This is a genomic window from endosymbiont of Ridgeia piscesae (assembly GCF_001443665.1).
Taxonomy (GTDB): domain Bacteria; phylum Pseudomonadota; class Gammaproteobacteria; order Chromatiales; family Chromatiaceae; genus Endoriftia; species Endoriftia persephonae.
The window spans coordinates 62255-83407 of sequence record NZ_KQ557143.1 but is presented as its reverse complement, the minus strand read 5'-3'; the positions used below and the strand labels follow the sequence as shown (position 1 = coordinate 83407).

Annotated in this window: 17 protein-coding genes; 6 read left to right on the top strand and 11 right to left on the bottom strand. The window is 59.4% G+C overall.

The window, feature by feature from the left end; genetic code table 11:
• Window positions 1-40 precede the first annotated feature (40 nt).
• Window positions 41-4459: a beta strand repeat-containing protein gene (locus tag Ga0074115_RS16900; RefSeq protein WP_232433096.1), complete on the bottom strand. Its 4419-nt coding sequence runs from the start codon at window positions 4457-4459 to the stop codon at window positions 41-43.
• Between the two features lie 663 nt (window positions 4460-5122).
• Here Ga0074115_RS16900 and Ga0074115_RS13065 point away from each other — a divergent pair.
• From Ga0074115_RS13065 to Ga0074115_RS13055, 3 genes are all read left to right on the top strand, one after another.
• A complete protein-coding gene (locus Ga0074115_RS13065; protein WP_057955727.1) occupies window positions 5123-5440 on the top strand; it encodes a DUF2934 domain-containing protein in 318 nt (105 codons plus the stop codon).
• 220 nt (window positions 5441-5660) lie between these two features.
• Window positions 5661-8195 carry a DNA mismatch repair protein MutS gene (mutS, locus tag Ga0074115_RS13060; protein WP_057955726.1) on the top strand — a complete coding sequence of 845 codons (2535 nt, stop codon included), beginning with the start codon at window positions 5661-5663 and terminating at the stop codon, window positions 8193-8195.
• A gap of 45 nt (window positions 8196-8240) precedes the next feature.
• On the top strand, window positions 8241-8453 hold the full coding sequence (locus tag Ga0074115_RS13055; protein WP_057955725.1) for a dodecin: 213 nt from the start codon (window positions 8241-8243) through the stop codon (window positions 8451-8453).
• 186 nt (window positions 8454-8639) lie between these two features.
• Here the strand turns inward: Ga0074115_RS13055 and Ga0074115_RS13050 are convergent, their stop codons facing one another.
• The 6 genes from Ga0074115_RS13050 to Ga0074115_RS13025 form a co-directional block, all read right to left on the bottom strand.
• A complete protein-coding gene (locus Ga0074115_RS13050) occupies window positions 8640-9305 on the bottom strand; it encodes an FHA domain-containing protein (RefSeq protein ID WP_057955724.1) in 666 nt (221 codons plus the stop codon).
• Window positions 9306-9318: 13 nt separating this feature from the next.
• Window positions 9319-10068: a PP2C family protein-serine/threonine phosphatase gene (locus Ga0074115_RS13045; RefSeq protein WP_057955723.1), complete on the bottom strand. Its 750-nt coding sequence runs from the start codon at window positions 10066-10068 to the stop codon at window positions 9319-9321.
• 169 nt (window positions 10069-10237) lie between these two features.
• Entirely contained in the window at window positions 10238-10993 is a 756-nt protein-coding gene (locus Ga0074115_RS13040) for a DsbC family protein (protein WP_057955722.1), read from the bottom strand.
• Window positions 10994-10996: 3 nt separating this feature from the next.
• Window positions 10997-11479, bottom strand: coding sequence for a YajQ family cyclic di-GMP-binding protein (locus tag Ga0074115_RS13035; protein WP_006475850.1), 483 nt, complete (start codon window positions 11477-11479; stop codon window positions 10997-10999).
• Window positions 11480-11575: 96 nt separating this feature from the next.
• Window positions 11576-12481 (bottom strand): site-specific tyrosine recombinase XerD, encoded by a 906-nt coding sequence (xerD, locus tag Ga0074115_RS13030; protein ID WP_057955721.1) that lies wholly within the window; start codon window positions 12479-12481, stop codon window positions 11576-11578.
• Window positions 12478-12954, bottom strand: a complete 477-nt coding sequence (locus Ga0074115_RS13025; RefSeq protein WP_057955720.1) for a methylated-DNA--[protein]-cysteine S-methyltransferase — start codon at window positions 12952-12954, stop codon at window positions 12478-12480. Before Ga0074115_RS13025 ends, xerD begins: the two co-directional genes overlap by 4 nt.
• A gap of 85 nt (window positions 12955-13039) precedes the next feature.
• On the opposite strand from Ga0074115_RS13025, the gene Ga0074115_RS13020 reads away from it, so the two are divergent.
• The 3 genes from Ga0074115_RS13020 (at window position 13040) to Ga0074115_RS13010 (ending at window position 15229) form a co-directional block, all read left to right on the top strand.
• Window positions 13040-13348, top strand: coding sequence for a hypothetical protein (locus tag Ga0074115_RS13020; protein ID WP_057955719.1), 309 nt, complete (start codon window positions 13040-13042; stop codon window positions 13346-13348).
• A gap of 382 nt (window positions 13349-13730) precedes the next feature.
• Entirely contained in the window at window positions 13731-14168 is a 438-nt protein-coding gene (locus Ga0074115_RS13015) for a YcgN family cysteine cluster protein (RefSeq protein ID WP_408642719.1), read from the top strand.
• Entirely contained in the window at window positions 14165-15229 is a 1065-nt protein-coding gene (locus tag Ga0074115_RS13010) for a DUF3549 family protein (RefSeq protein WP_057955717.1), read from the top strand. Before Ga0074115_RS13015 ends, Ga0074115_RS13010 begins: the two co-directional genes overlap by 4 nt.
• A 98-nt stretch (window positions 15230-15327) precedes the next feature.
• On the opposite strand, the gene soxB is transcribed toward Ga0074115_RS13010, so the two are convergent.
• The 4 genes from soxB to Ga0074115_RS12990 form a co-directional block, all read right to left on the bottom strand.
• Complete coding sequence (soxB, locus tag Ga0074115_RS13005) at window positions 15328-17106, bottom strand: thiosulfohydrolase SoxB (protein WP_057955716.1); 1779 nt, start codon at window positions 17104-17106, stop codon at window positions 15328-15330.
• Window positions 17107-17439: 333 nt separating this feature from the next.
• Window positions 17440-18054: a response regulator transcription factor gene (locus tag Ga0074115_RS13000; RefSeq protein ID WP_006474790.1), complete on the bottom strand. Its 615-nt coding sequence runs from the start codon at window positions 18052-18054 to the stop codon at window positions 17440-17442.
• Between the two features lie 4 nt (window positions 18055-18058).
• Complete coding sequence (locus tag Ga0074115_RS12995; protein WP_057955728.1) at window positions 18059-20122, bottom strand: PhnD/SsuA/transferrin family substrate-binding protein; 2064 nt, start codon at window positions 20120-20122, stop codon at window positions 18059-18061.
• Between the two features lie 248 nt (window positions 20123-20370).
• Window positions 20371-21045 (bottom strand): hypothetical protein, encoded by a 675-nt coding sequence (locus tag Ga0074115_RS12990; RefSeq protein ID WP_232433095.1) that lies wholly within the window; start codon window positions 21043-21045, stop codon window positions 20371-20373.
• Window positions 21046-21153 lie beyond the last annotated feature (108 nt).

The following is a 21153-nucleotide window of genomic DNA, read 5'->3' as shown; positions in this document are numbered from 1 at the left end:
GCCTCCACTACATCTTTCCTTTTCTGATCACGCTGTTCTTTTATCGTAGCCATGGAAAGCAGTATACACTGCCAATACTTTCGGAACGATTAATAGTGCCGGTGCGATTAAAGACATAGGCGGCACCGGCCTCGGTCTCGGTATTGTTGGTCGGGGTATTGATACCATCGTTGCCACCATCCTCAAGATCGGCACCCACCGCCAGGGTGTTGCCATCCGCGCTAAGGGCCACGGCATAGCCGAAGTCATCTCCAGCCTCGGTGGTAGCCGCCTTAAGGCGGGTCTGCTCGTTCCATGTGGCACCGGAGCGAGTGAAGATGTAGACCGCACCGGAGTCGGGTGCCGACCCATTGGAGGAGAAGTGACTACCGGTGTCGTCACTATCCTCGGCGTTTGCACCAACCGCCAGAGTGGAGCCATCCGAGTTCAGGGCGACGGATGCACCGAACTGATCGCCCGAGCCAGCGTTGGATGCAGTAAGCACCTGTTGCAGGCTCCAACTTCCAGCGGCGAAGTAGAAGATATGGACCGCACCTGCTCCTCCGTTGGCGATCTGCGGCGCACCGACCGCCAGGGTGGTACCGTCAGCGCTCATAGCGACCGAGTAGCCGAAGTTGTCATCGTTGCTTGCTGTGCCCGGCTTGAAATAGCCGATGGCAGCAACCGAGTCAATCGCCACAGTGGTCTGCTCTGCAGAGCCGGCGCAGGCGCTCTCGGCGGCGTCACAGGCCTCCACCATATAGCGGGCGGCGGGCCAATTGTGCAGGTGCACCGGGATGTCGATGGTATGGCTGGTGAGAGTGATCGAGTCGGCTCCTGCTACCACGCTGTATCCAGAAACGCCGTCAGGGTTCACCATCAAACGGTAGTGGTCTGCCCCCAGTGACGCATCCCAGCTGAACTGGAACCGTTTGAAGCCGATGCTCATGGTCACATTGGTAGGTGCGTTCGGGGCGCTTGACACCACCTGAACCGTTCGGGTCAGTTGAGTCGCGGCATTGCCGCTAGCATCGGTGACATCGTAGGTCACGCTGTAGCTACCGATGGTAGCGGTGTCGACGGCACTGCTGTCGATAGCCAGGCTAGCGGAGATATCGCCATCCAGATTATCCGTGGCCGTGGCGCCAGGCTCAGTGTAGCTATTGTCCACAATGACAACCAACGGGTTGTCTCCTGTGAGGGAGATCACCGGAGCGGTGGTGTCCACCACATTCACCGTGCGGGTGACTGCGATGGCGGCGTTGCCAGCCGCGTCTAAAACGTCATAGCTCAGGGTATAACCGCCTAGAGCCACGGTATTCACGTTGCCGCTCACCACCACGCTGGCACTGAGATCGCCGTCCAGGGTGTCGCTGGCGCTTGCCCCCGGATCGATGAAGGTGGAGCCGGCCTCCACGCTCATCGGGTTGGCCCCGTTCAGGGTGATGACCGGGGCCGTCTGATCGGAGACGACTACACTGCGGGTCACCGTGGTGGCCACATTGCCAGCGGCGTCGGTGACATCGTAGCTGAGGGTGTAGCTGGCGGGTACCGCGGTGTCCACACTGCCGCTGACGCTAATGCTCGCGCTAAGGTCGCCGTCGACATTGTCGCTGGCGCTGGCACCGGGATCGCCATAGGTCGAACCCGCCTCCACCACCTGCGGATTGGCGCCGATCAGAGTGATGACCGGGGCGATCTGATCGGTGACCAAGACGCTGCGCTGCACTGGCGTGGCAGCGTTGCCCTCCGCATCGGAAACACTGTAGGTGAGGGTGTAGCTGCCCAGGGTGCTGGTGTCTACCGTACCCGCCACAGTGATGCGGGTCGAGAGATCACCATCCACCGCGTCGCTGGCACTGGCACCCGGGTCGCTAAAGGTGCCGTCCAGCGCCACCTCCAACGGGTTGGCACCAATCAGGGTGATGACGGGTGCGGTCTGATCCACTACATTGACCCTGCGGGTCACCGCGGTGGCGGCATTGCCGGTGCTGTCGGAGACGTTGTAGGTCAGGGTATAGCTGCCCAGCACGGCGCTATCGACACTGCCACTGATGACGATGCCGGCGCTGAGATCGCCTTCAAAGCTGTCACTGGCGGTGGCGCTTGGATCACTGAAGGTAGAACCCCCCTCCACACTCATCGGATCGCTGCCCAGCAGGGTGATGACGGGTGCGGTCTGATCCACCACGTTGACCGTGCGGGTAACCGCGGTGGCGGCATTGCCGGCCGCATCCGAGACGTTGTAGGTAAGGATATAGCTACCCAGCACGCTAGCGTTGACACTGCCGCTCACCGCCACGCTGGAGGAGAGATCTCCGTCCACGTTGTCGCTGGCGGCGGCCCCAGGATCGCTGTAGCTAGAGCCTGCCTCAACGCTCTGTGGATTGTCGCCATTAAGGATGATCTGTGGCGCAGTCTGATCGGTGACCGAAACAGTGCGGCTCTGGGTGGCGCTGTTGCCGGCGGCATCACTGACCGTATAGGTCAGGGTGTAGTCGCCTGGAGTATTGCTGTCCACCACACCGCTGACCGTGATGCTGGCCGAGACATCGCCGTCGAAATTGTCGTTGGCGCTGGCACCCGGGTCGGAAAAGGCGGCGCCAACGGCCAGGCTAAAGGGATTGGCACCGCTCAGGGTGATCACCGGGGCGGCAGCGGCGGAGACATCCACGGTGCGCGTCGCGCTGGCCGGGTTACCGGCCGTATCGGAGACACTGTAGGTCAGGGTGTAGCTGCCGGCGGTGGTGCGGTCGACCGTACCACTCATCACAATATTGGCGCTGACATCGCCATCCACATTGTCGTTGGCGCTGGCGCCCGGATCGCTATAGGCTGCCGGCCCCGCCTCCAGGGTTAGAGGGTTGTCGCCGGAAAGAGTGATCACCGGGGGCGTTGACTCGATCACGTTGACCCTGCGGGTCTGTGTGGCGCTGTTGCCGGCGGCATCGCTGACCGTATAGGTCAGGGTGTAGTCGCCTGGAGTATTGCTATCCACCGTGCCGCTGACCGTAATGCTGGCCGAGACATCGCCGTCGAAATTGTCATTGGCGGAGGCCCCCGGGTCGCTGAAGCTGTCGCCCGCCTTCAAGTCGATCGGATTGGCACCGGAGAGGCTGATCACCGGGGCGGTAGCGGCGGAGACATCCACGGTGCGCGTCACGCTAGCCGAGTTACCGGCCGTGTCGGAGACGCTATAGGTCAGGGTGTAGCTGCCGGCGGTGGTGCGGTCGACCGTACCACTCATCACAATATTGGCGCTGACATCACCATCCACATTGTCGTTGGCGCTGGCGCCCGGATCGCTATAGGCCGCCGGCCCCGCCTCCAAGGTCAGGGGGTTGGCGCCGGAGAGAGTGATCACCGGGGCGGTAGCGGCGGAGACCTCCACGGTGCGCGTCGCGCTAGCCGGGTTACCGGCTGTGTCGGAGACGCTATAGGTCAGGGTGTAGCTACCGGCGGTGGTGCGGTCGACCGTGCCACTCATCACAATATTGGCGCTGACATCGCCATCCACATTGTCATTGGCGCTGGCGCCCGGATCGCTATAGGCCGCCGGCCCCGCCTCCAGGGTCAGAGGGTTGTCGCCGGAGAGGGTGATCACCGGGGGTATTGCCTCGGTCACGGTCACTGTGCGGGTGACCTGGGCCGCCGCATTCCCCGCCGCGTCCGAAACATTGTAGGTGCGGGTATAGCTGCCGATCGAGGCGGTATTGACGTTGCCACCAATCATGATGTTAGCGCTGATGTCACCATCCCTGTCGTCGTTGGCGCTCGCGCCGGGCTCACTGTAGCTGGAGCCGAGGGCGACCGTCTGGGGATTGGCGCCGGTCAGGGTGATGACCGGGGGGGTGACATCTGCGGGGAGCGTCACGGCGACCACGTTGACCGTGCGGGTGATCGCGGTGGCGGCGTTGCCGGCGCTATCCGCAACATTGTAGGTCAGAGTGTAGCTGCCAACGGCACCGGTATTGACGCTGCCTGTGGCAACGATACTGGCCGAGATATCGCCATCGAAAGAATCGTTGGCAGTCGCACCCTGATCGCTATAGCTTGCGCCGAGGGTGACGGTCTGCGGGCTACTGCCAATGAGGCTGATGGCCGGGGGGGTCGTATCGGCTACCAGCACGCTCCGAGTCACTGCGGTAGCAGCATTACCGGCGGCATCCGAAACATTATACGTGAGGATGTAACTGCCGGGAGCGGAAGTGTCAACCACGCCGCTTTGCGTGATGTTGGCGCTGATATCGCCATCTTTCGCATCGTTGGCGCTGGCGCCAGAATCAGTGTAGACGGTTCCCGCCTCGACAGTGAGGGCATTGGCGCCCAGCAGGGTGATGATGGGGGGATCGGTATCGTCACCGGCAGCGGCCGTGGTCGTTGTATTATTGTCTACCACTTCCTCAACACAGCCTGACAGCAGGGCCGCTGCAATGAGCGCCAACGGGTAGTACGATCGCTTGATCTTCTCGGTCAACATGGATAAACTCCCCGATTCTGTTTCGCTATCAGTTATTTTTAATGCAAGGGGATGCAGGGGAGGTGCTTGTCCGCAACCATCGGGCAAGCAATCAGTACCAACCTCCAGAAAAAACCAGATCCCTGTTCTCTATTCCCTAAATAACAACAAGAATGAATGGTACATTCTCTGGATTTTGTGGCATCGATCAACGCGGCATAACGTCTTTTTAGGCGGCTTTGTGATTGCTATCACGCTTATTTCTGAGGGGGGATCTGGCGCTGTGAGGACTATCAACTTCGCGCATTTTGTAGATGAATTGGAGCGGACTTTGCGCTAGGCAGATCCTCTGCGCTGTCCGTCCCGCAACCGATGCGCCATGTGATCGAACACTAACTTCTGCCCGGCATCCAGCCCCATGCCCAATGTCAAAATTTGTGGACAAGGTTCCTGAATGGTGTGGGGTATGGGGCTACTGCCCATCCGCGGAAGCAGTCTTCACTGCCTTGACCGTACGATACTTTGCTTTCCAATTCCCAGAAATTGTGTGAGGGGGCGCAGCATCGGCTGGCGCAACACCAAGAATAATCCGGCACGCTCCGGCTCCCAGATCAACCATGGTTTTTTCATCAATATTGTCTAGAATGCCGGAGGTATTTCAGCACTAAATAAAGGGATAAGGACGTGAACAAGAGATCCGGCAAAGACGACGAGAAAATGAAAAAGGCCAAGAAGAAGGTGGTGAAAAAGAAGGTCAGCAAGAAGAAAGCGACGAACAAGGCCGCCAGCCCAAAGGGCCCGGTCAGGAAAAAGAGGGTGGCCAGAGTAGCGCCCCAACAAGCCACCACACCCCATCCCGAGGTCAGCCCCCGCGAACGCTACGAGATGATCGCCACCATGGCCTACTACCGGGCCGAGAATCGCAACTTCGAAGCGGGCCACGAAATGGACGACTGGATCGAGTGCGAGCACATCGTCGACCAGATGCTGGCGCCGAAATAGTCCCGAGCAAAACAAGTTACGCACAATCTGAAAGGGGCAAACAGGCCCCTTTGTCACCCACCTCCCGCATAGATTTCTCTCAAACATCCTCTCGCCAAGGCGAGAGAGGGTATGATCCACCATACACATTCCAGACTGCCCACAAACACCGGAATCGATGGATAAAATACAGAGCAGCTCCGCACCACAAACCAGGCCAAAAAAGGCAAAACACACACCCATGATGCAGCAATACCTGCGCATCAAGGGTGAATTCCCCGGCATGTTGCTGTTCTACCGCATGGGGGACTTCTACGAACTCTTCTTCGACGACGCGGAGCGCGCCGCGCAACTGCTCGACATCACCCTCACCAAACGCGGTCAGTCCGCCGGCAAACCGATCCCGATGGCCGGGGTGCCCTACCACGCGGCGGAGAACTATCTGGCGAAGCTGGTGCGGCTTGGAGAATCGGTAGCGATCTGCGAGCAGATCGGCGACCCGGCGGCCAGTAAGGGGCCGGTTGAGCGCAAGGTAGTGCGCATCATCACCCCCGGCACCCTCACCGATGAGTCACTGCTGGAGGAGCGTCAGGAGAATCTGCTGGCCGCCCTCAACCAGGTCGATGACAAGTTTGGCCTGGCGACCCTCGATCTGGCCAGCGGCCGCTTCATCGTACAGCAGTTCAGCGGCCTGGAGGCGCTGCAGGGGGAGCTGGAGCGGCTGCGCCCGGTGGAGCTACTGCTGGAAGAGGATAACCCGATCGCCGAGCGGCTCGGCCTGAAACGCGGCATCACCCGCCGACCCGCCTGGCACTTCGACCTGGCATCCGCCGAGCAGCTGCTGACCCGCCAGTTCGGCACCCGCGACCTGGGCGGCTTCGGCTGCAACGACCAGCCGCTGGCGCTGGCCGCCGCCGGCTGCCTGCTGCAATACGTGGCGGAGACCCAGCGTAGCGCCCTGCCCCACATCCGTTCATTGCGCACCGAGCGACGCGAGGATGCGATCATCATCGACGCCGCCACCCGGCGCAATCTGGAGCTGGATCACTCGCTCTCCAACCAGCCGCAACACACCCTAGCGGGGATCATGGACCGCACTGCCACTGCCATGGGCAGTCGTATGTTAAGGCGCTGGATCAACCGTCCGCTACGCAATCGGCAGGCGGTGGCACAGCGCCACACCGCCATCGAAGAGCTGCTCGAGCAACGCGTCTTCCTCGAGCTGCAGGAGAGCCTGAAAGAGATCGGCGATATCGAACGCATCCTCACCCGGGTCGCCCTGAAGAGCGCCCGGCCGCGGGATCTGGCCACACTACGCGACACCCTGGATGTGCTACCGGCGCTGCAGTCACAGCTCGCTCCGCTGCAAAGCCCATTGTTGACTGAGCTGGCCAAGCAGATCGACACCCATCCGGAGGAGCATGCGTTGTTGGCACAGACGATCATCGAGCAGCCACCAATGCTGATCCGCAACGGCGGGGTGCTCGCCACAGGCTTCGACGAACAGCTCGACGAGCTGCGCAACCTGTCACAGAACGCGGATCAGTTCCTGCTCGACCTGGAGGCGCGGGAGCGCGAGCGCACCGGTATCGCCAGCCTCAAGGTGAGCTATAACCGTGTCCACGGCTACTACATAGAGATCAGCCGCAGCCAATCCGAGAATGCGCCGGAGGACTACATCCGCCGCCAGACCCTGAAGGGGGCGGAACGCTTCATCACCCCCGAGTTGAAGAAGTTCGAGGATCAGGTGCTGAGCGCCCGCGAGCGCTCCTTGGCCCGGGAGAAGGCGCTCTACGAGCAGCTACTGGAACAGCTGGCAGAGTCGCTAGCTGCATTGCAGCAGTGCGCCGAGGGGCTCGCCAGCCTGGATATTCTCTGCAATCTGGCGGAGCGCGCCGAGAGTCTCAACCTCTGCCGCCCTGAACTCAGCGACGAATCCGGCATGCAGATCAGCGATGGCCGTCACCCGGTGGTGGAACAGGTCAGCCGCGAGCCGTTTATCGCCAACAGCATTGAGCTGGACGAGCAGCGCCGCATCCTCATCATCACCGGACCCAACATGGGCGGCAAGTCGACCTTCATGCGGCAGATCGCGATCATCGCCCTGCTCGCCTACTGCGGCAGTTTTGTGCCGGCCAGCGCGCTGCGCATCGGGCCGATCGACCGCATCTTCTCGCGCATCGGCGCCTCTGACGATCTGGCGGGGGGACGCTCCACCTTCATGGTGGAGATGGAGGAGACCGCCAACATCCTGCACAATGCCACCGACCAGAGCCTGGTGCTGATGGACGAGATCGGCCGCGGCACCTCCACCTTCGACGGACTCTCACTGGCCTGGTCCTGCGCGGTAGAACTGGCGACCAAGATCCACGCCTTCACCTTGTTCGCCACCCACTATTTCGAGCTGACCACCCTACCCGAAGAGTATCCCGGCATTGTCAATGTGCATCTCGACGCGGTGGAGCATGGCGACTCCATCGTCTTCCTGCATGCGGTCAGGGAGGGGCCGGCGAATCAGAGCTACGGACTGCAGGTGGCAGCACTGGCGGGGGTGCCGAAAGCGGTAATCCAGCGCGCGCGACAGCGCCTGGAGGAGCTGGAACAGGCGGCCCAGCAGCACGCCGATCAGCAGCAGAACCAGCTGCCGCTATTGTTTCATGAGACACCACAGAATTCAGTCGTCGAACAGGCGCTGCTGGAGATCAACCCAGACAACCTCACTCCCAGGCAGGCGCTGGAGCAAATCTACCGACTGAAGACACTCTGTCAGACGTGAGGCTTCGGCAGGTGTCGTGTATTGATCCAATCAGAGGAGAAGAAGATGAGTGAGCATATCTACAAGATGATCGAGATTGTTGGTTCATCCAGCGAGAGCAGTGACGATGCGGTACGCAACGCAATCAGGCGTGCGGCAAAGTCGATCCATAACATGAACTGGTTTGAGGTGGTGGAGAGCCGCGGCCATATTCAGGATGGTGAAGTGGCCCACTGGCAGGTCACCCTGAAGATCGGCTTCCGACTCGAAGATGAGTAGCACAGGCCAAATTTAACGTCGGACTTTCCAAGATTGGCGATACCCCTAACCGGCGGAGTGTCGGCAGCGGGGATGCTGCCGTGAAGCTTCCAAGGATGGATCTACAGCGTCTTTGCCGGTCAGGGGCATCGCCGGAATACGGATATATTTGATGGCCGCGTTAATAGCCGCAGCAGCCGCCTGAGGTCAGGCGGCGCCCGAGTTCACTGGAGAGGCAAAGAAGCGCAGCCGGTGTTCGGCAAACTCGACCAGATCACCATCCTGGAGTTCATGACCACCCGCTCGCACCAGCGTGCCATTCACTTTGGGAAGGGTATCGCCAGCCAGCTTGAGCAGCACATAGTTGCGGTGGCGGCGGTTGATCAGCGCCAGATCGCTGCCCGGCTTGCCGATGGTAAAGAACTGATCCTGCAACGCCTGCTGCTTGCCTCGTTCAGGACCATCCAGGTAGAGCACATGCGCCGCTAGTGCTTGATGCGCTGGTTTTTCCACAGCGGCTGGTCGGCGTTGATCCGCCGGATGAAGCACCACAGTTCGATCCAGCTCAGGCTCTTGTGCTCTGTCCTCACCCACCTGAAATTCAAACTCAAAGACGCCCAAGTTGATTCGGTCGCCATGCTTGAGGAAGTGTTTGCGGATCTCGTGGCCGTTGAGTTTGGTACCGTTGGTACTACGCAGGTCTTCCAGAAAATATTCGTTGAAGATGCGCACCACCGCGGCGTGGTGGCGACTGACCGAGGTGTCATTGAGGCAGACATCACTCATCGGATCCCTTCCAATCATCACCCGCTTACCACTGAGATCGACCTCTTTCAACACCCTGCCTTTATCGATCATCACGAGTTTTTCCATCACCGGTTCCCCACTATTGCTGCAGAAGCTCGGCCTCCTTGTCGTCCCAAACTCTGACAAGGATGACAGAGACATTATCCATGCCACCCTTCTCACAGGCGGCCTCTATCAGCTGATCGGCCGTCTGTTCCAGATCTTCATCGCCTGCCATCAAATATTCGTGAATCTCGTTCGCGCTTAGCATACCGTTCAGTCCGTCAGTGCAGAGCAGGTAGAGATCGCCCGTCTCCAGGCGTGTCTTCTCCAGATCCACCTCGACATAGGGGAAGATGCCATAGGCACGTGAGAGCACGCTGCCCGGCACCCCTGACCTGCGCGCCTCTTCGGTGGAGGAGAAGACCTCCTGAGCAACCAGCTCCTCGACCAGTGAGTGGTCACGGGTCAGCATCTCCAGCTCCCCTCCGCGCAAACGGTAGAGACGGGAGTCACCCACATGGCCGTAGATCAGATCGTTTCCACGAAACATGCCCAGCACCAGGGTGGTGCCCATACCCTTGCACTCGGGCATCTCCTGGGCCGCTGAATAGATCGCGGAGTTGACCTCCTGGACCGTCAGGCGCAACTGATCACAATCCACCGGACCACTGGCGACACCGGGAGTATCCAGCAGCCGGTTGAGCAGCAGGTTGACCGCCAGGTTGCTCGCCACATCGCCGGCATTGGCGCCGCCCATGCCATCCGCGAGGATAACGATGCCTGCATCAGGATCTGCTCCCACCGCATCCTCATTGCGTTGGCGTACCACTCCCGTATCAGTACGCATCACAACCGCTAACTCCACATGTCCCCCCTGTCCCAAACTTGGCTGTTTCGATCCGCGCCACCCATCAAGCGGCAACTATCCGATGATATTAATCTCTATTGCACAGCTGCGAATATACAAAGAGGGCGCCAAAGCCCCTTCTCAGCTGACATCGATCCGTTGCGTTCTGCTACTGGGATTGTTTCGCCTTCAAATAGGAGAGCATGCGCTTTGCAGGCACATAGCCCGGTAGCAGTTCGCCATCGTCAAAGAAGATCGCGGGGGTACCGGTCACGCCCAGCTGTTGCCCCAGTTCCATGTGCTGGATGATCGGGTTTTCACACTTTTTTTGCTCAACCTGTTTGCCCGCTTTCGAGAGCGTCATCGCCTTCTGACGGTCGTCGGCACACCAGACAGCGACCGCCTTGTCGAAGGAGCTACTGCCCACCCCGGCACGTGGGAACATCATGTAGCGCACGCGGATGCCAAGATCATTGTACTGGCCTATCTCGCTGTGCAGCTTGCGGCAGTAACCGCAATCGATGTCGGTAAACACCGTCACCGTGTGCTCAAACTTCTCTGGCGCAAAAATCACCATATTCTCTTCACCCACCGCCTCAATCGCCCGCGCCTTCGCTTTGGCGACCTTCGGGGTGGTCAGATCCTCGCGGGTCTCGATATCGAACAGTTTGCCATTGAGCAGATATTTTCCATCGGCGCTGACGTAGACTAGACGCGGCCCGATCATCACCTCGTAGACCCCCTGCACCACCGAAGGCTGGATACTGTCGGGCGTCTCCCCTCCCAGCAGTTTGCCGACCCCCTGCCTGACCTGCTCGATCTCCGCCCTGTCAGCGGCAACCGCCAGCCCGGAAAATAGCAGCATCCCACCCAGTAGTGGTGCCGCAACCCGCCTGAGGCGATTTCGCAAACGATAATATTGCATGAGTTAATCCCTGAAGTTTTGAAACTGTAGAGGCAGCCCGTAGTCCGCCTCTCTGAGCGTGGCGATGATCTGCTGCAGGTCGTCCCGCTTCTTGCCGTTCACCCGCACCTGCTCACCCTGGATCTGCGCCTGCACCTTGATCTTGGTGGCCTTGATCGCCTTGACTATCTTGCGCGCGGTGTCGGTATCTATGCCCTGGCGGATGATCACCAGCTGGCGAGCGGCGTTGAGGCTCGTCTCCGGCTCCCGGATCTCCATGCAGCCCACATCAACGTTCCGTTTGACCAACTTTTGCCGCAGGATATCCCGCATCTGCTGCAGCTGAAACTCCTGCTCGGCGCGTAGTGTGATCTCGGAGTCGTTCTGTTCGAAACTGGCATCCACCTTTTTGAAGTCGAATCGGGTGCTGACCTCCCGATTGGCCTGATCCACGGCGTTACGGACCTCCTGCAGATCCACCTCAGAGACAATATCGAATGAAGACATATTCACCTCCCCGCAAAGCTGAATGTAATAATCGCGGGAATGTAGCACAGTTCCCGCTGCACATCAGGCATTGACAGGACCCATGCAGCATCCGCTTCAGGCTCGCGGATGGTGTTTGGCATGGAGAGCTTTCAACCGCTGCCGCGCCACATGAGTATAGATCTGGGTGGTGGAGAGATCGCTGTGGCCAAGCAGCAGCTGCACCACGCGCAGATCTGCACCGTGATTCAGCAGATGGGTGGCAAAGGCGTGGCGCAGGGTATGGGGTGAGATCGGTTTGTCGATGCCCGCCTGCCGGGCATGGCGCTTGATCAGATACCAGAATGCCTGTCGGGTCATGCCGCTGCCGCGTCGAGTAGGAAACAGGTGGATACAGACCCGCTGACCCAGGATCGCCTGGCGCGGTCCGCGCAGAAAACGCTCGATCCACGACTGAGCTTCATCCCCCATCGGCACCAGCCGCTCCTTGTCGCCCTTACCGATGACCCGTACCACGCCCTGGCTCAGGCTGAGCTGCTCCGGGCGCAGATCGATCAGCTCCGAGACCCGCAGGCCGGTAGCATACAGCAGCTCCAGCATAGTCCGATCACGAACCCCCTGAGGATCGCCCACGTCAGGGGCCGCCAATAGCTGCTCAACCTCACGCTCAGTAAGGGTGCCCGGTAGCGGGCGGGGCAGTTTCGGCGATTCGATCTGCGCACTGGGGTCGGCGCTGAGCAGGCTCTCCCGCACCGCATATTGGTAAAACTGGCGCATACAAGAGAGCAGCCGGGCACTGGAGCGGGCCTGGCGACCCTGCTGCGCCAGCACCGCCAAGTAGCCCAACAGGTCCTTCTGCCCCGCCTCGAGCAATCTTTTGCCGCGTTGGCGCTGCAGCCACAGCGAGAGCTTCGACAAATCGCTCTGGTAGGCGACCAGGGTATTCTGACTGAGTCCCCGCTCCATCCAAAGCGCATCGGCAAACGCCTCGATCAGCGCCTGCTCCACCACCGCTTCACTCACAATGCCCCCTCATGCCGTAGCAGCCAGGCCTTTATCGCCAGCTTTGTCCCACTCCGCCTGCCGGCAAAACCGCCCAGCCCAGTGGCGGCTACCACCCGATGGCAGGGCACCACCAATGGACAGGGGTTGGCACGACAAGCATTGCCCACTGCCCTGGGGCTGGTTCCCAACTCAGCCGCCAACGCACCATAGGTAAGGGTGGAACCCGGCGGGATCTGGCGCAGGCGCTGCCACACCCGCTGCTGAAAGGGGGTCCCCTGCGAAAAAAGACGGCAGCTAATCGACAGTTGCGGATCAGCCAGATAGGCCTCGATCTGTTGGACAACCGCAGAGACGTTCCTCTCTGTCGCATCCATCAGGAGCCAGGTTCGCGGCAGGAAATCGATGGACAAAAGCTCATGCCCCCGCATGCGCACGCCAAAACGACAACAAGCGGCATCAATTACCGCTTGATAGTCGGGCCTATCCGCCATAATCTTTCGCCAGAAAAAGTGTAAAAATAACCGACACAAAATCAGAACAAAATCCACCCGCCAGCGCCACAGGCCCCTGCGAGATATGTCTATCTTACCCCTATCCCTGCTGACGATACTGTTCCTCCCAACCGTCCCCAGCGCACTGGCGGACGACAACCGGCCCGACATCAACAGCTTGAGCCGCCAAGTCAGCGAACTGCTCGCAGCAGGTCAGCGTCTACGCGAGCAGAACCTGGCAGCCAGGCAGCGTCTGCAAACACTCTCACAAGATCTCCAGGAGGGGTGGCGCCGTAATCAGATACTGGATCAACAGATCCAAGAGCAGAGTCGCCTCTACAACGAAACCGCCCTCTCCAGCCCCGAAATCCAGACAGTTCAGACAGATAGATAACCGCCACCTCATCTTTCCACAGTTCTTGTGGATAACTTTGTGGGTAAGGTGATTGTATTTGCCTGCAGTCCTTGTCACTCAAGCCCTCATGTTAGATTGATCAGTTTTTATACAATCCAGATATACCCTTTAATTTCAAGGAGTTACAAATATATTGACAAGCCAAGTAAAAATCTGTCAGGCAGCACCCAGGCATTGCGAAGCAATCGACTAGGGTGTGCATAAAGAATTTGACAAGTGAAAAAACTGAAAAAACCTCAAGTTAGAGGCGGCTGCATAATGTGACACAGGTCATACAATCCCCCGCCTCCCTGTCAAGCGTTGCACAGACTCGATGGAACCCGGACAATGCGCCACCCCATCAACAGCCGCCGGATCGATAGTGACAACACCATTCTGGAGATCGAAACCACTTGAACAGCTCTCCGCCAGCGAATGGGAGTTGCTCTGCGACGGCTGCGCCAAATGCTGCCTGCAGAAGCTGGAGGATGCAGAGACCCGGGAGATCTATTTCACCAACGTGGTCTGTGACCTGCTCGACCTCGACAGCTGCCGTTGCAGCCGCTACCAGGAGCGCTCCACCCTGGTGCCAAGCTGCATCACTCTCACACCCAAAGACCTGGATGACCCCTACTGGCTGCCCTCTACCTGCGCCTATCGGTTGCTAGCAGAAGGCGCAGAACTCCCCAGCTGGCACCCATTGCGCTCCCACGATCCTCACAGCGTCGCCGCTGCGGGCCATACCATCTGCGGCCGGGTGGTGCCTGAAGCGGAAGCGGATGACCTGGAGTATCACCTGATCGACTGGGTGCAGGCATGAAACCAGGCTCTACTCTCACCGAACTGCTGGAAACGAGCGGCTTCCAGCCCAGTTATTTCGATATGGGACGTCGTGTGAACCCGATCGACAGAGCGGCCTTTCTCGACTTTGAATGTACCCGCAGCCCCTATCCCCTGCCTTTGCAGCAGCAGGCCTGGTTTGCCGTCCTGCTTGCAGAACCGGACAACCCACAGGGCGAGGTCTCGATCTGGTTTCTGCACCTGCCCCTCGACGAGCAGTGCAAGCTGCAGCAGGCCGTCCGTGACGACCTGCTGCAGCGCCTGCTGGAGGTCACCGGCCGCAATCTGCAGGCAGCGGAGAAGGGGGAGCAGCTGCAGGCCGCACTGCAGGACAACCCCTACGCCTTCACCCCAAAACAGGAGCGACTTGCGGTGTTTCACGCCAAGGTGAGCCGGCTGTTGAATCGCCCGCCCTCACGCTTTTATGCGCATGCCAGATCCTACTTCTGCGGTGAGATCGGCTGGGACCAGTGGCCCTTCCTCGGTTACCAGGGGATTGCCGATCTAGGTGCCAGATTCGATCTTGAAGACACAAGCCAACAGCTGGCAGCCGCTATCCCACAGCTCCCCGGCGCGCCACTCGAGGCACTCTGCCACTGTCTGGAGAACGAAAGGGTGACGGACGAAATCGCGACAGCCCTGCTGGAGCGGATGGAGTCGGCGTTGAATGAAGAGGAGATCGACCTCCAACTGATTACGGCGGCGATCCGTGGCAGCTCGCAGGCGCGTTCCCCGGAGATCCGACAGCGACTGATCGAACGGGTGCTGCAGGCCCCCTGCGCGACACACAGCGAGATCCTTGCGGCGATCGCCGGGCGCGCCTGGGAGGGACTGCAGGAGACCACCATCTGCCGTCTGTTTCTCGAACGTCTGGCAGAGAATCAGGAGGGACAGGCGTTGTTCAATCAACTACTCAGTGATCTGATGTTTCTGCCCGACACCCGCCCGCGGGTTCTCGCCGGGGTCAGGGATCCGGCACGCTCAGAGCAGCTGAGCAGCGCGTTTGGCGCCTTCCTGCAAGGCGTGCAAACGACGCCTTAAGAAGCAAAAAAGGCGCAGAGAGTGTTCCCTCTCTGCGCCATATCCATCAATCTGCAGCGCACCGGGAGTGAGCCTGCCCGACGGGCCGCAATGCCTGATCAGGCGCCCCGATATTCAGCAATGCCCGGATTGTTATCGACTCCAACCAGTTTGGGGGTGTTGAGCTTCTTGATCCTGATCGTCTTCTGGTCACGCAGGTAGTCGGCCACCACATCCCAGATCGGCCGACCCGGCGACTTGGAACCGACTGTCGCCCAGCCGGCGACCACGTAATTCTTGCCCGCCTCGATCTTGCTGCCGTCGTTGAGGCGCATGTCGGTAATACGCTTACCAAACCCCTGGCCGGGATCGCAGGTGTAATCGAGTCCACCCACCCGCACCATGTCACCGCCCTGCTGATAGTAGGGATCCTTGTTGAAGAGGTTGTCACTGACATCCTCCAGAATATTCTTGATGTCAGCACCACTCATCTCGCGGCGGTAGGTCTCGGGGTAGGTGATGCAGGTCTGATCCATCACGTTGTCCATGATGATCTTCTGACCCGGCAGCACCGTGGTACCCCAGCGAAAGCCTGGGGAGAGGGAGATCTGCGCATCGTTGACCGTGGTCAGAGCGTCGCAGATCACCTGATCGAAGGTGCCGTTGAAGTTGCCGCGACGGTAGAGAGTCTCCTCCGCCACCGCCAGTTCCTCATCCAGGGTCTCTTTATAGGGGGCGCGCACACCGTCGATGTAGGCCTGCATCTCTTTGTCCGCCGGCAGCAGATTGGAGAAGATCGGCAGCAGACGGTAACGAAAATCGCGTACCTTGCCGCCGCGTACATCGAGGTCCATCACTCCGAGGAACTTGCCGTTGGAACCAGCGTTGGTGACCAAGGTCTTGCCGCCAGCATTCTTGACGATGGTTGGGGCAGGCATGCCGTCGTGAGTATGGCCGCCGAAGATCACGTCGATGCCACTGACCCGGGAGGCCATCTTCAGGTCAACGTCCATGCCGTTGTGCGAGAGCACTATCACCACATCGGGCTTTTCGTTCTCGCGCACCGCATCGACCACCGTCTGCATGCGCTCATCTTGGATGCCGAAGGTCCAGTCGGGGATGAAGCGGCCCGGGTTGGCGATCGGAGTGTAGGGGAAGGCCTGACCGATCACCGCGACCCGGGCACCAGCCACGACCTTCATTACGTAGGGCTTGAAGGCGAGCCCTTCATCCTCATTGAAGCCGTCGAAGTCGGCGAACTTGTAGTCGAACAGAGCGTCATCCTTCACCCCGACGTTCTGCGCCACGAAGTCACCATTGAAGTCGGCAATGTTGGAGATCACCTCGTTATCGAGATAGGTAAACTCCCAGTGGCCGGTCATCACATCCACACCGAGGCGGTTGCAGGCGCCAACCATGTCTTTACCGCGGGTCCAGTAGGCGGTGCCGGAACCCTGCCAGGTATCACCACCGTCGAGCAGCAGGCTGTTGCCGGGACCGCGCTCGGCGCGCAGACGATCCACCAGGGTCTTGAGATGAGCAAAGCCGCCAATCTTGCCGAATTTGCCGGCAGCCGAATCGAAGTTGAGGTAGCTGAAGGCGTGGGCCTCGATACCGCCCGGCGCGATGCCGAAGTGTTTCAACAACTTATCACCCACCAGATGCGGTGCCTTGTTGAAGGCGTAGCCGAGGCCGAGGTTGACGTTGGGCTCGCGGAAATAGATCGGGTTGAGCTGGGCGTGGGTATCGGTGAAATGCAGCAACGAGACGTTGCCAAACTTCGGCACCTCATAGAGATCCGTCGGCTGACGCATCGCGGCAAAAATCGAAGCGGGCATCATGCCGGCCGCACCAGCCATACCCATCAGGCGTAGAAACTCACGTCGTGAAATGCTCATTCTTCCTCATCCTCCTAGACGACAGGCTGGTCGAGTCTGCCGCCGATGGCTGGTTCTAGGGTTTGTTGCAGCACTCTCTGCAAAATTGCCAGCAATGGAGCGCCTATTGTTCTGTGTTGCTGCTGGCCGCCGGAAAGGCCATCAGTAAAAGGGGAAGGCTGGTCGGAAAACTGCGGGATGCCTGTTCGCTATCCAAAACCAACAGTCCACCGACCAGCCTCCAGGAGGTTCCCCAAACGCTTGTTCCGGGCAGTTATCGGGGAGGCATTATTATCTAACCGATTGTCTTTTAATGAAAATCCCAGCATACAACGGTTTGTGTAAGGGTTTTCCTTAACCCTGCTCCAGGGAAAGCATCATGCGCATCAGATGCGACAGGCTATCTGCCTCCATCTTCTCCATCACCCGTGCCCGGTGCGCCTCCACGGTGGAGAGCGTGATGCCCAGTTCCTGGGAGATATTCTTGTTGCGCCGGCCGGCAATCACCAGGTTGAGCACCTCGCGCTCGCGCGGCGTCAGTTGATTGAAACGCTCACGGATATCGGAGAGCCGCGAGGCCTCGCCGCGCTGTTTGGCGTCCATTTGGATCGCCCGGTGCACACTGTCAAGCAGCACTTGGTCGTTAAACGGTTTCTCGATGAAATCGATCGCGCCGGCCTTCACCGCTCGCACCGCCATCGGCACATCGCCATGGCCGGTGATAAAGATGATCGGCGGATGGATCGGTTCGCCATTGAGCTGCTCCTGCAGTTCGATGCCGCTCATTCCAGGCATGCGGATATCAGCCACCAGACAACCGGGCCGGGAGGCGTCAAACGCCTGCAGAAACTCCAGCGCAGAGGCATAACAGGCCACTGTGAGCCCCACCGACTGCATCAGCAGTTGCAGCGCATTACGTACCTCTTCGTCGTCATCAACGATAAAAATTGTAGGGGAATTCTGTTCCATAATTTCAGGTTGTAGCTGAGACCGGCAGGGTAAATATAAAGCAGGCCCCACCCTGGGGCAGATTCTGTGCGCTGAGTCTACCACCATGCGCCTCGACGATCCCGTGACTGATGGAGAGCCCCAGCCCCATGCCACCCGACTTACTGGTGACAAAGGGAGCGAACAGAGTTTCGATCATTTCGAGCTTGATACCCGGCCCGGTATCACTGACCCGCACCTGCACCGAAGCCACGCCATTGGCCTCGGTGGTAATCACCAGCTGACGCTCCGTTTCGTCCCCGGCCATCGACTCGATAGCGTTGCGCGCCAGGTTCAAAATCACCTGTTCCACCTGAATCCGCTGCACCCTCATCTGCGGTGGATTCGGCATCAGCTCCAGCCGTACCGCCACATCCGCCCGCCGCGCTTCCGGCTGGATCAACACCGCCACCGCATCCACCAGGGTATTGATATCGACCCGGGAGCGCTCCAGCGGTTCTTTGCGCACAAAACGTCGGAGCTGCCGAATGATCGCTCCGGCACGCTCCGCCTGGGAGGCGATACGCTCCATCACATCGGCACAGGCCTGCTGCCCCTCCTTACCGGATTCGAGTAGACGGATGCTGGCATGGGCGTTGGTGGCGATGGCAGTCAGCGGCTGATTCAACTCATGGGCGATACCCGACGCCATCTCACCCATGGTGCTGAAACGTGCCACCCGGGCGAGTTCGTTCTGGTGCTGACGCGCCTCATCCTCGGCCTGTTTGCGTTTAGTGATATCACGGAACACCACCACCGAACCGAGGGTCCGCTCCGACTCATCTTTCACCGGGGTGCAACTGTACTCCACCGGAATACTGTGCCCAGCCTTGTGCCAGAAGGCATCGTCAGAGACGAAGCGGGGCTGGTTGTCACGAAAGGTCTGGTAGACCGGGCAATTCTCCGCCGGATGAGGGGTGCCATCCGGATGGGTGTGGTGCAGAATCTCATGCTGGTTTAGGCCAATCAGATCCTCCGCCGACCAGCCGGTAATCGCCTCCGCGGCGCGGCTGAAAAAGGTGCAGTTGCCGTGCAGGTCGACACCGTAGATGCCATCGGCCACCGAGTCGAGGATCAGCTCATGCTGCTGCTCCAGACGGCTTTTGGCGCGCTGCAGCTCCCGATTCAGGCGCAGTACCCAGAGGGTCATCAACGCCATAAAGATCAGGAAGATCAACCCGCTCAGCAACCAGTACCAATAGCGTTTAATGGCGTCCAGGAGGGTGAACTGAGCGGGCTTCTCAAACGGGCGCAGATGCAGCTCCTTCAGCAACTCGCGTACCCGCTGGTAGTCGAGAGGAATGGTCCAGCCGGAGTAACGTCCCTGAATCGCTGCCGGATGGTTCTGCGGCATGTTGAGCAGGGCCACCGCCACCCGCTGCGCCAGTGCGTTGGAGGTATGCGCTACCTTACTGAAGGGCCACTCGGGATAGAGCCGGGTGCTGTGGGCGAAGGGAAACTCCGGATCCGACTGGGGGTTGATAATACGAAACTCATCCAGATCGATCATGCCTGCGCTGGCCATGCGTTCCAGGATGTCAGTACGCACCGTGCCCGCATCCACCTCAGCGCTGCGCACCGCCATCACCACCCGATCGTGAATGCCGGCAAAGCGCAACTCGGAGAGATCATTGATATCGATCCCCTGGGCCCGCATCTCGCGCCAGGCCATCTGGAAGCCACCCAGGGAGGTTGCATCCACCGCCATCAGTGAGTGACCTGGCAGGTCTTCCAGGCTGTTGATCCGCGGATTGTCGGCTCGGGTAAAAATCACCCCCCCAAAGATGTTGTAGGGCACATCACTGCGCCGGTTGTTCAGGGTGGCGATGCGTGAGACGCGAAACTGCACCTCCAGATTGACGTAGATGCCGGAGTTAACCAGCACAAAATCGACCTTGCCCTCCACCACCGCCGTCTCCACCTCAGCGAAGTCGAGCGGCACGATGATGAAGTGATGGTCAGCAATCTGACTGGTCAGATACTCCGCAGGGGGCGACCATTTGTCGAGGGTGAACTGATCACCGCGATGGCTAAGTACACCGATGCGCACCAACTTCCCTCCATCCGCCAAGGCAGATAGAGGAGAGGCAAGCACTGCCAACAGACACAACCAGAGATAGCGGCAATGAAACATTGCCTGAAGACTAGGGGATTGCTGAGGCCGAAACAAGCATCCTAACTAGCCCCCGGGCAACTCTCCCCGAGGTGCAGCAACCCATTTTGGCCGAAAAAACTCGTTAATTCTTTTCCTAAAAATTGAAGTTACGTCATCCAAGCAAGAACGGGGTTCGTCAATACTCAATGATTGGGAGAGTGGAGAAAACGTCCAAACAACCCCTTACCGCGCTTCTGTCCCGGCCAGTGCACCCTGCCGGCACCTCCTCCAGTCTCACGCTCGAGCTTGTCTACCGCCAGGCGCTCACGCAAATTGACCAGGGTCGAGTCAGAGATGTCGAGACTGTGCAGCTTGTCATGGCGGCGCAACACATAGTTGCCGAGATTATCGAGCCACTCATCATCGATTCGCTCTGGTCCGTAAGTGTAGCGACGGATGCCAAACTTCTCGAAGTTCGAGGTAAGCATCTCAATCTCATACTGTTCAGGAGCAATCTGGAACATAAACACCACTTCCACCTTGGGCGTGACCTGGAAGTTGACGCCACTCAGACGTTGTTCTGCATCCCGGATCGGCCACTCGCTGAACTGCATGTGGTGAGAGTGCAGAAAACCCCGGGTCTCATCGGCGAGCCCCTTGGGGCTAACCGAAAATGACATCTCCTGAGCTGCCACGCAGCTGAATTTCAGTCGAATCCGGCGCGGATTGGTCACGCTGTCCGCATTCACCAGATAGTTCCCCTGACGCAGCCTTTTAACCTGACCCAGCCCGGGAATTCGGTAATTGGCCCGCACATCGGGAGCAACCAACTTGAGCTGACTGGTCAGATCGTTCAGGTAGGCCAGAAGCTTGAGCATCCGCGGCCGAAGTTCTTTGTGGTAATGTGCTTCCCAAGGGGAGTGGGATGCGGCTTGTTCGGAGGTACTTGAGTTGAGCCTTGTGGCCTCATGTTTCAATTCATCGAG

What these genes read in the sequence shown, in the direction of transcription:
- Ga0074115_RS16900 (WP_232433096.1), bottom strand. Translation starts at nt 4,459, where the DNA reads ATGTTGACCGAGAAGATCAAGCGATCGTACTACCCGTTGGCGCTCATT.
- mutS (WP_057955726.1), top strand. Translation starts at nt 5,661, where the DNA reads ATGATGCAGCAATACCTGCGCATCAAGGGTGAATTCCCCGGCATGTTG.
- Ga0074115_RS13055 (WP_057955725.1), top strand. Translation starts at nt 8,241, where the DNA reads ATGAGTGAGCATATCTACAAGATGATCGAGATTGTTGGTTCATCCAGC.
- Ga0074115_RS13050 (WP_057955724.1), bottom strand. Translation starts at nt 9,305, where the DNA reads ATGGAAAAACTCGTGATGATCGATAAAGGCAGGGTGTTGAAAGAGGTC.
- Ga0074115_RS13045 (WP_057955723.1), bottom strand. Translation starts at nt 10,068, where the DNA reads ATGCGTACTGATACGGGAGTGGTACGCCAACGCAATGAGGATGCGGTG.
- Ga0074115_RS13040 (WP_057955722.1), bottom strand. Translation starts at nt 10,993, where the DNA reads ATGCAATATTATCGTTTGCGAAATCGCCTCAGGCGGGTTGCGGCACCA.
- Ga0074115_RS13035 (WP_006475850.1), bottom strand. Translation starts at nt 11,479, where the DNA reads ATGTCTTCATTCGATATTGTCTCTGAGGTGGATCTGCAGGAGGTCCGT.
- Ga0074115_RS13025 (WP_057955720.1), bottom strand. Translation starts at nt 12,954, where the DNA reads ATGGCGGATAGGCCCGACTATCAAGCGGTAATTGATGCCGCTTGTTGT.
- Ga0074115_RS13020 (WP_057955719.1), top strand. Translation starts at nt 13,040, where the DNA reads ATGTCTATCTTACCCCTATCCCTGCTGACGATACTGTTCCTCCCAACC.
- Ga0074115_RS13010 (WP_057955717.1), top strand. Translation starts at nt 14,165, where the DNA reads ATGAAACCAGGCTCTACTCTCACCGAACTGCTGGAAACGAGCGGCTTC.
- soxB (WP_057955716.1), bottom strand. Translation starts at nt 17,106, where the DNA reads ATGAGCATTTCACGACGTGAGTTTCTACGCCTGATGGGTATGGCTGGT.
- Ga0074115_RS13000 (WP_006474790.1), bottom strand. Translation starts at nt 18,054, where the DNA reads ATGGAACAGAATTCCCCTACAATTTTTATCGTTGATGACGACGAAGAG.
- Ga0074115_RS12990 (WP_232433095.1), bottom strand. Translation starts at nt 21,045, where the DNA reads ATGCTCAAGCTTCTGGCCTACCTGAACGATCTGACCAGTCAGCTCAAG.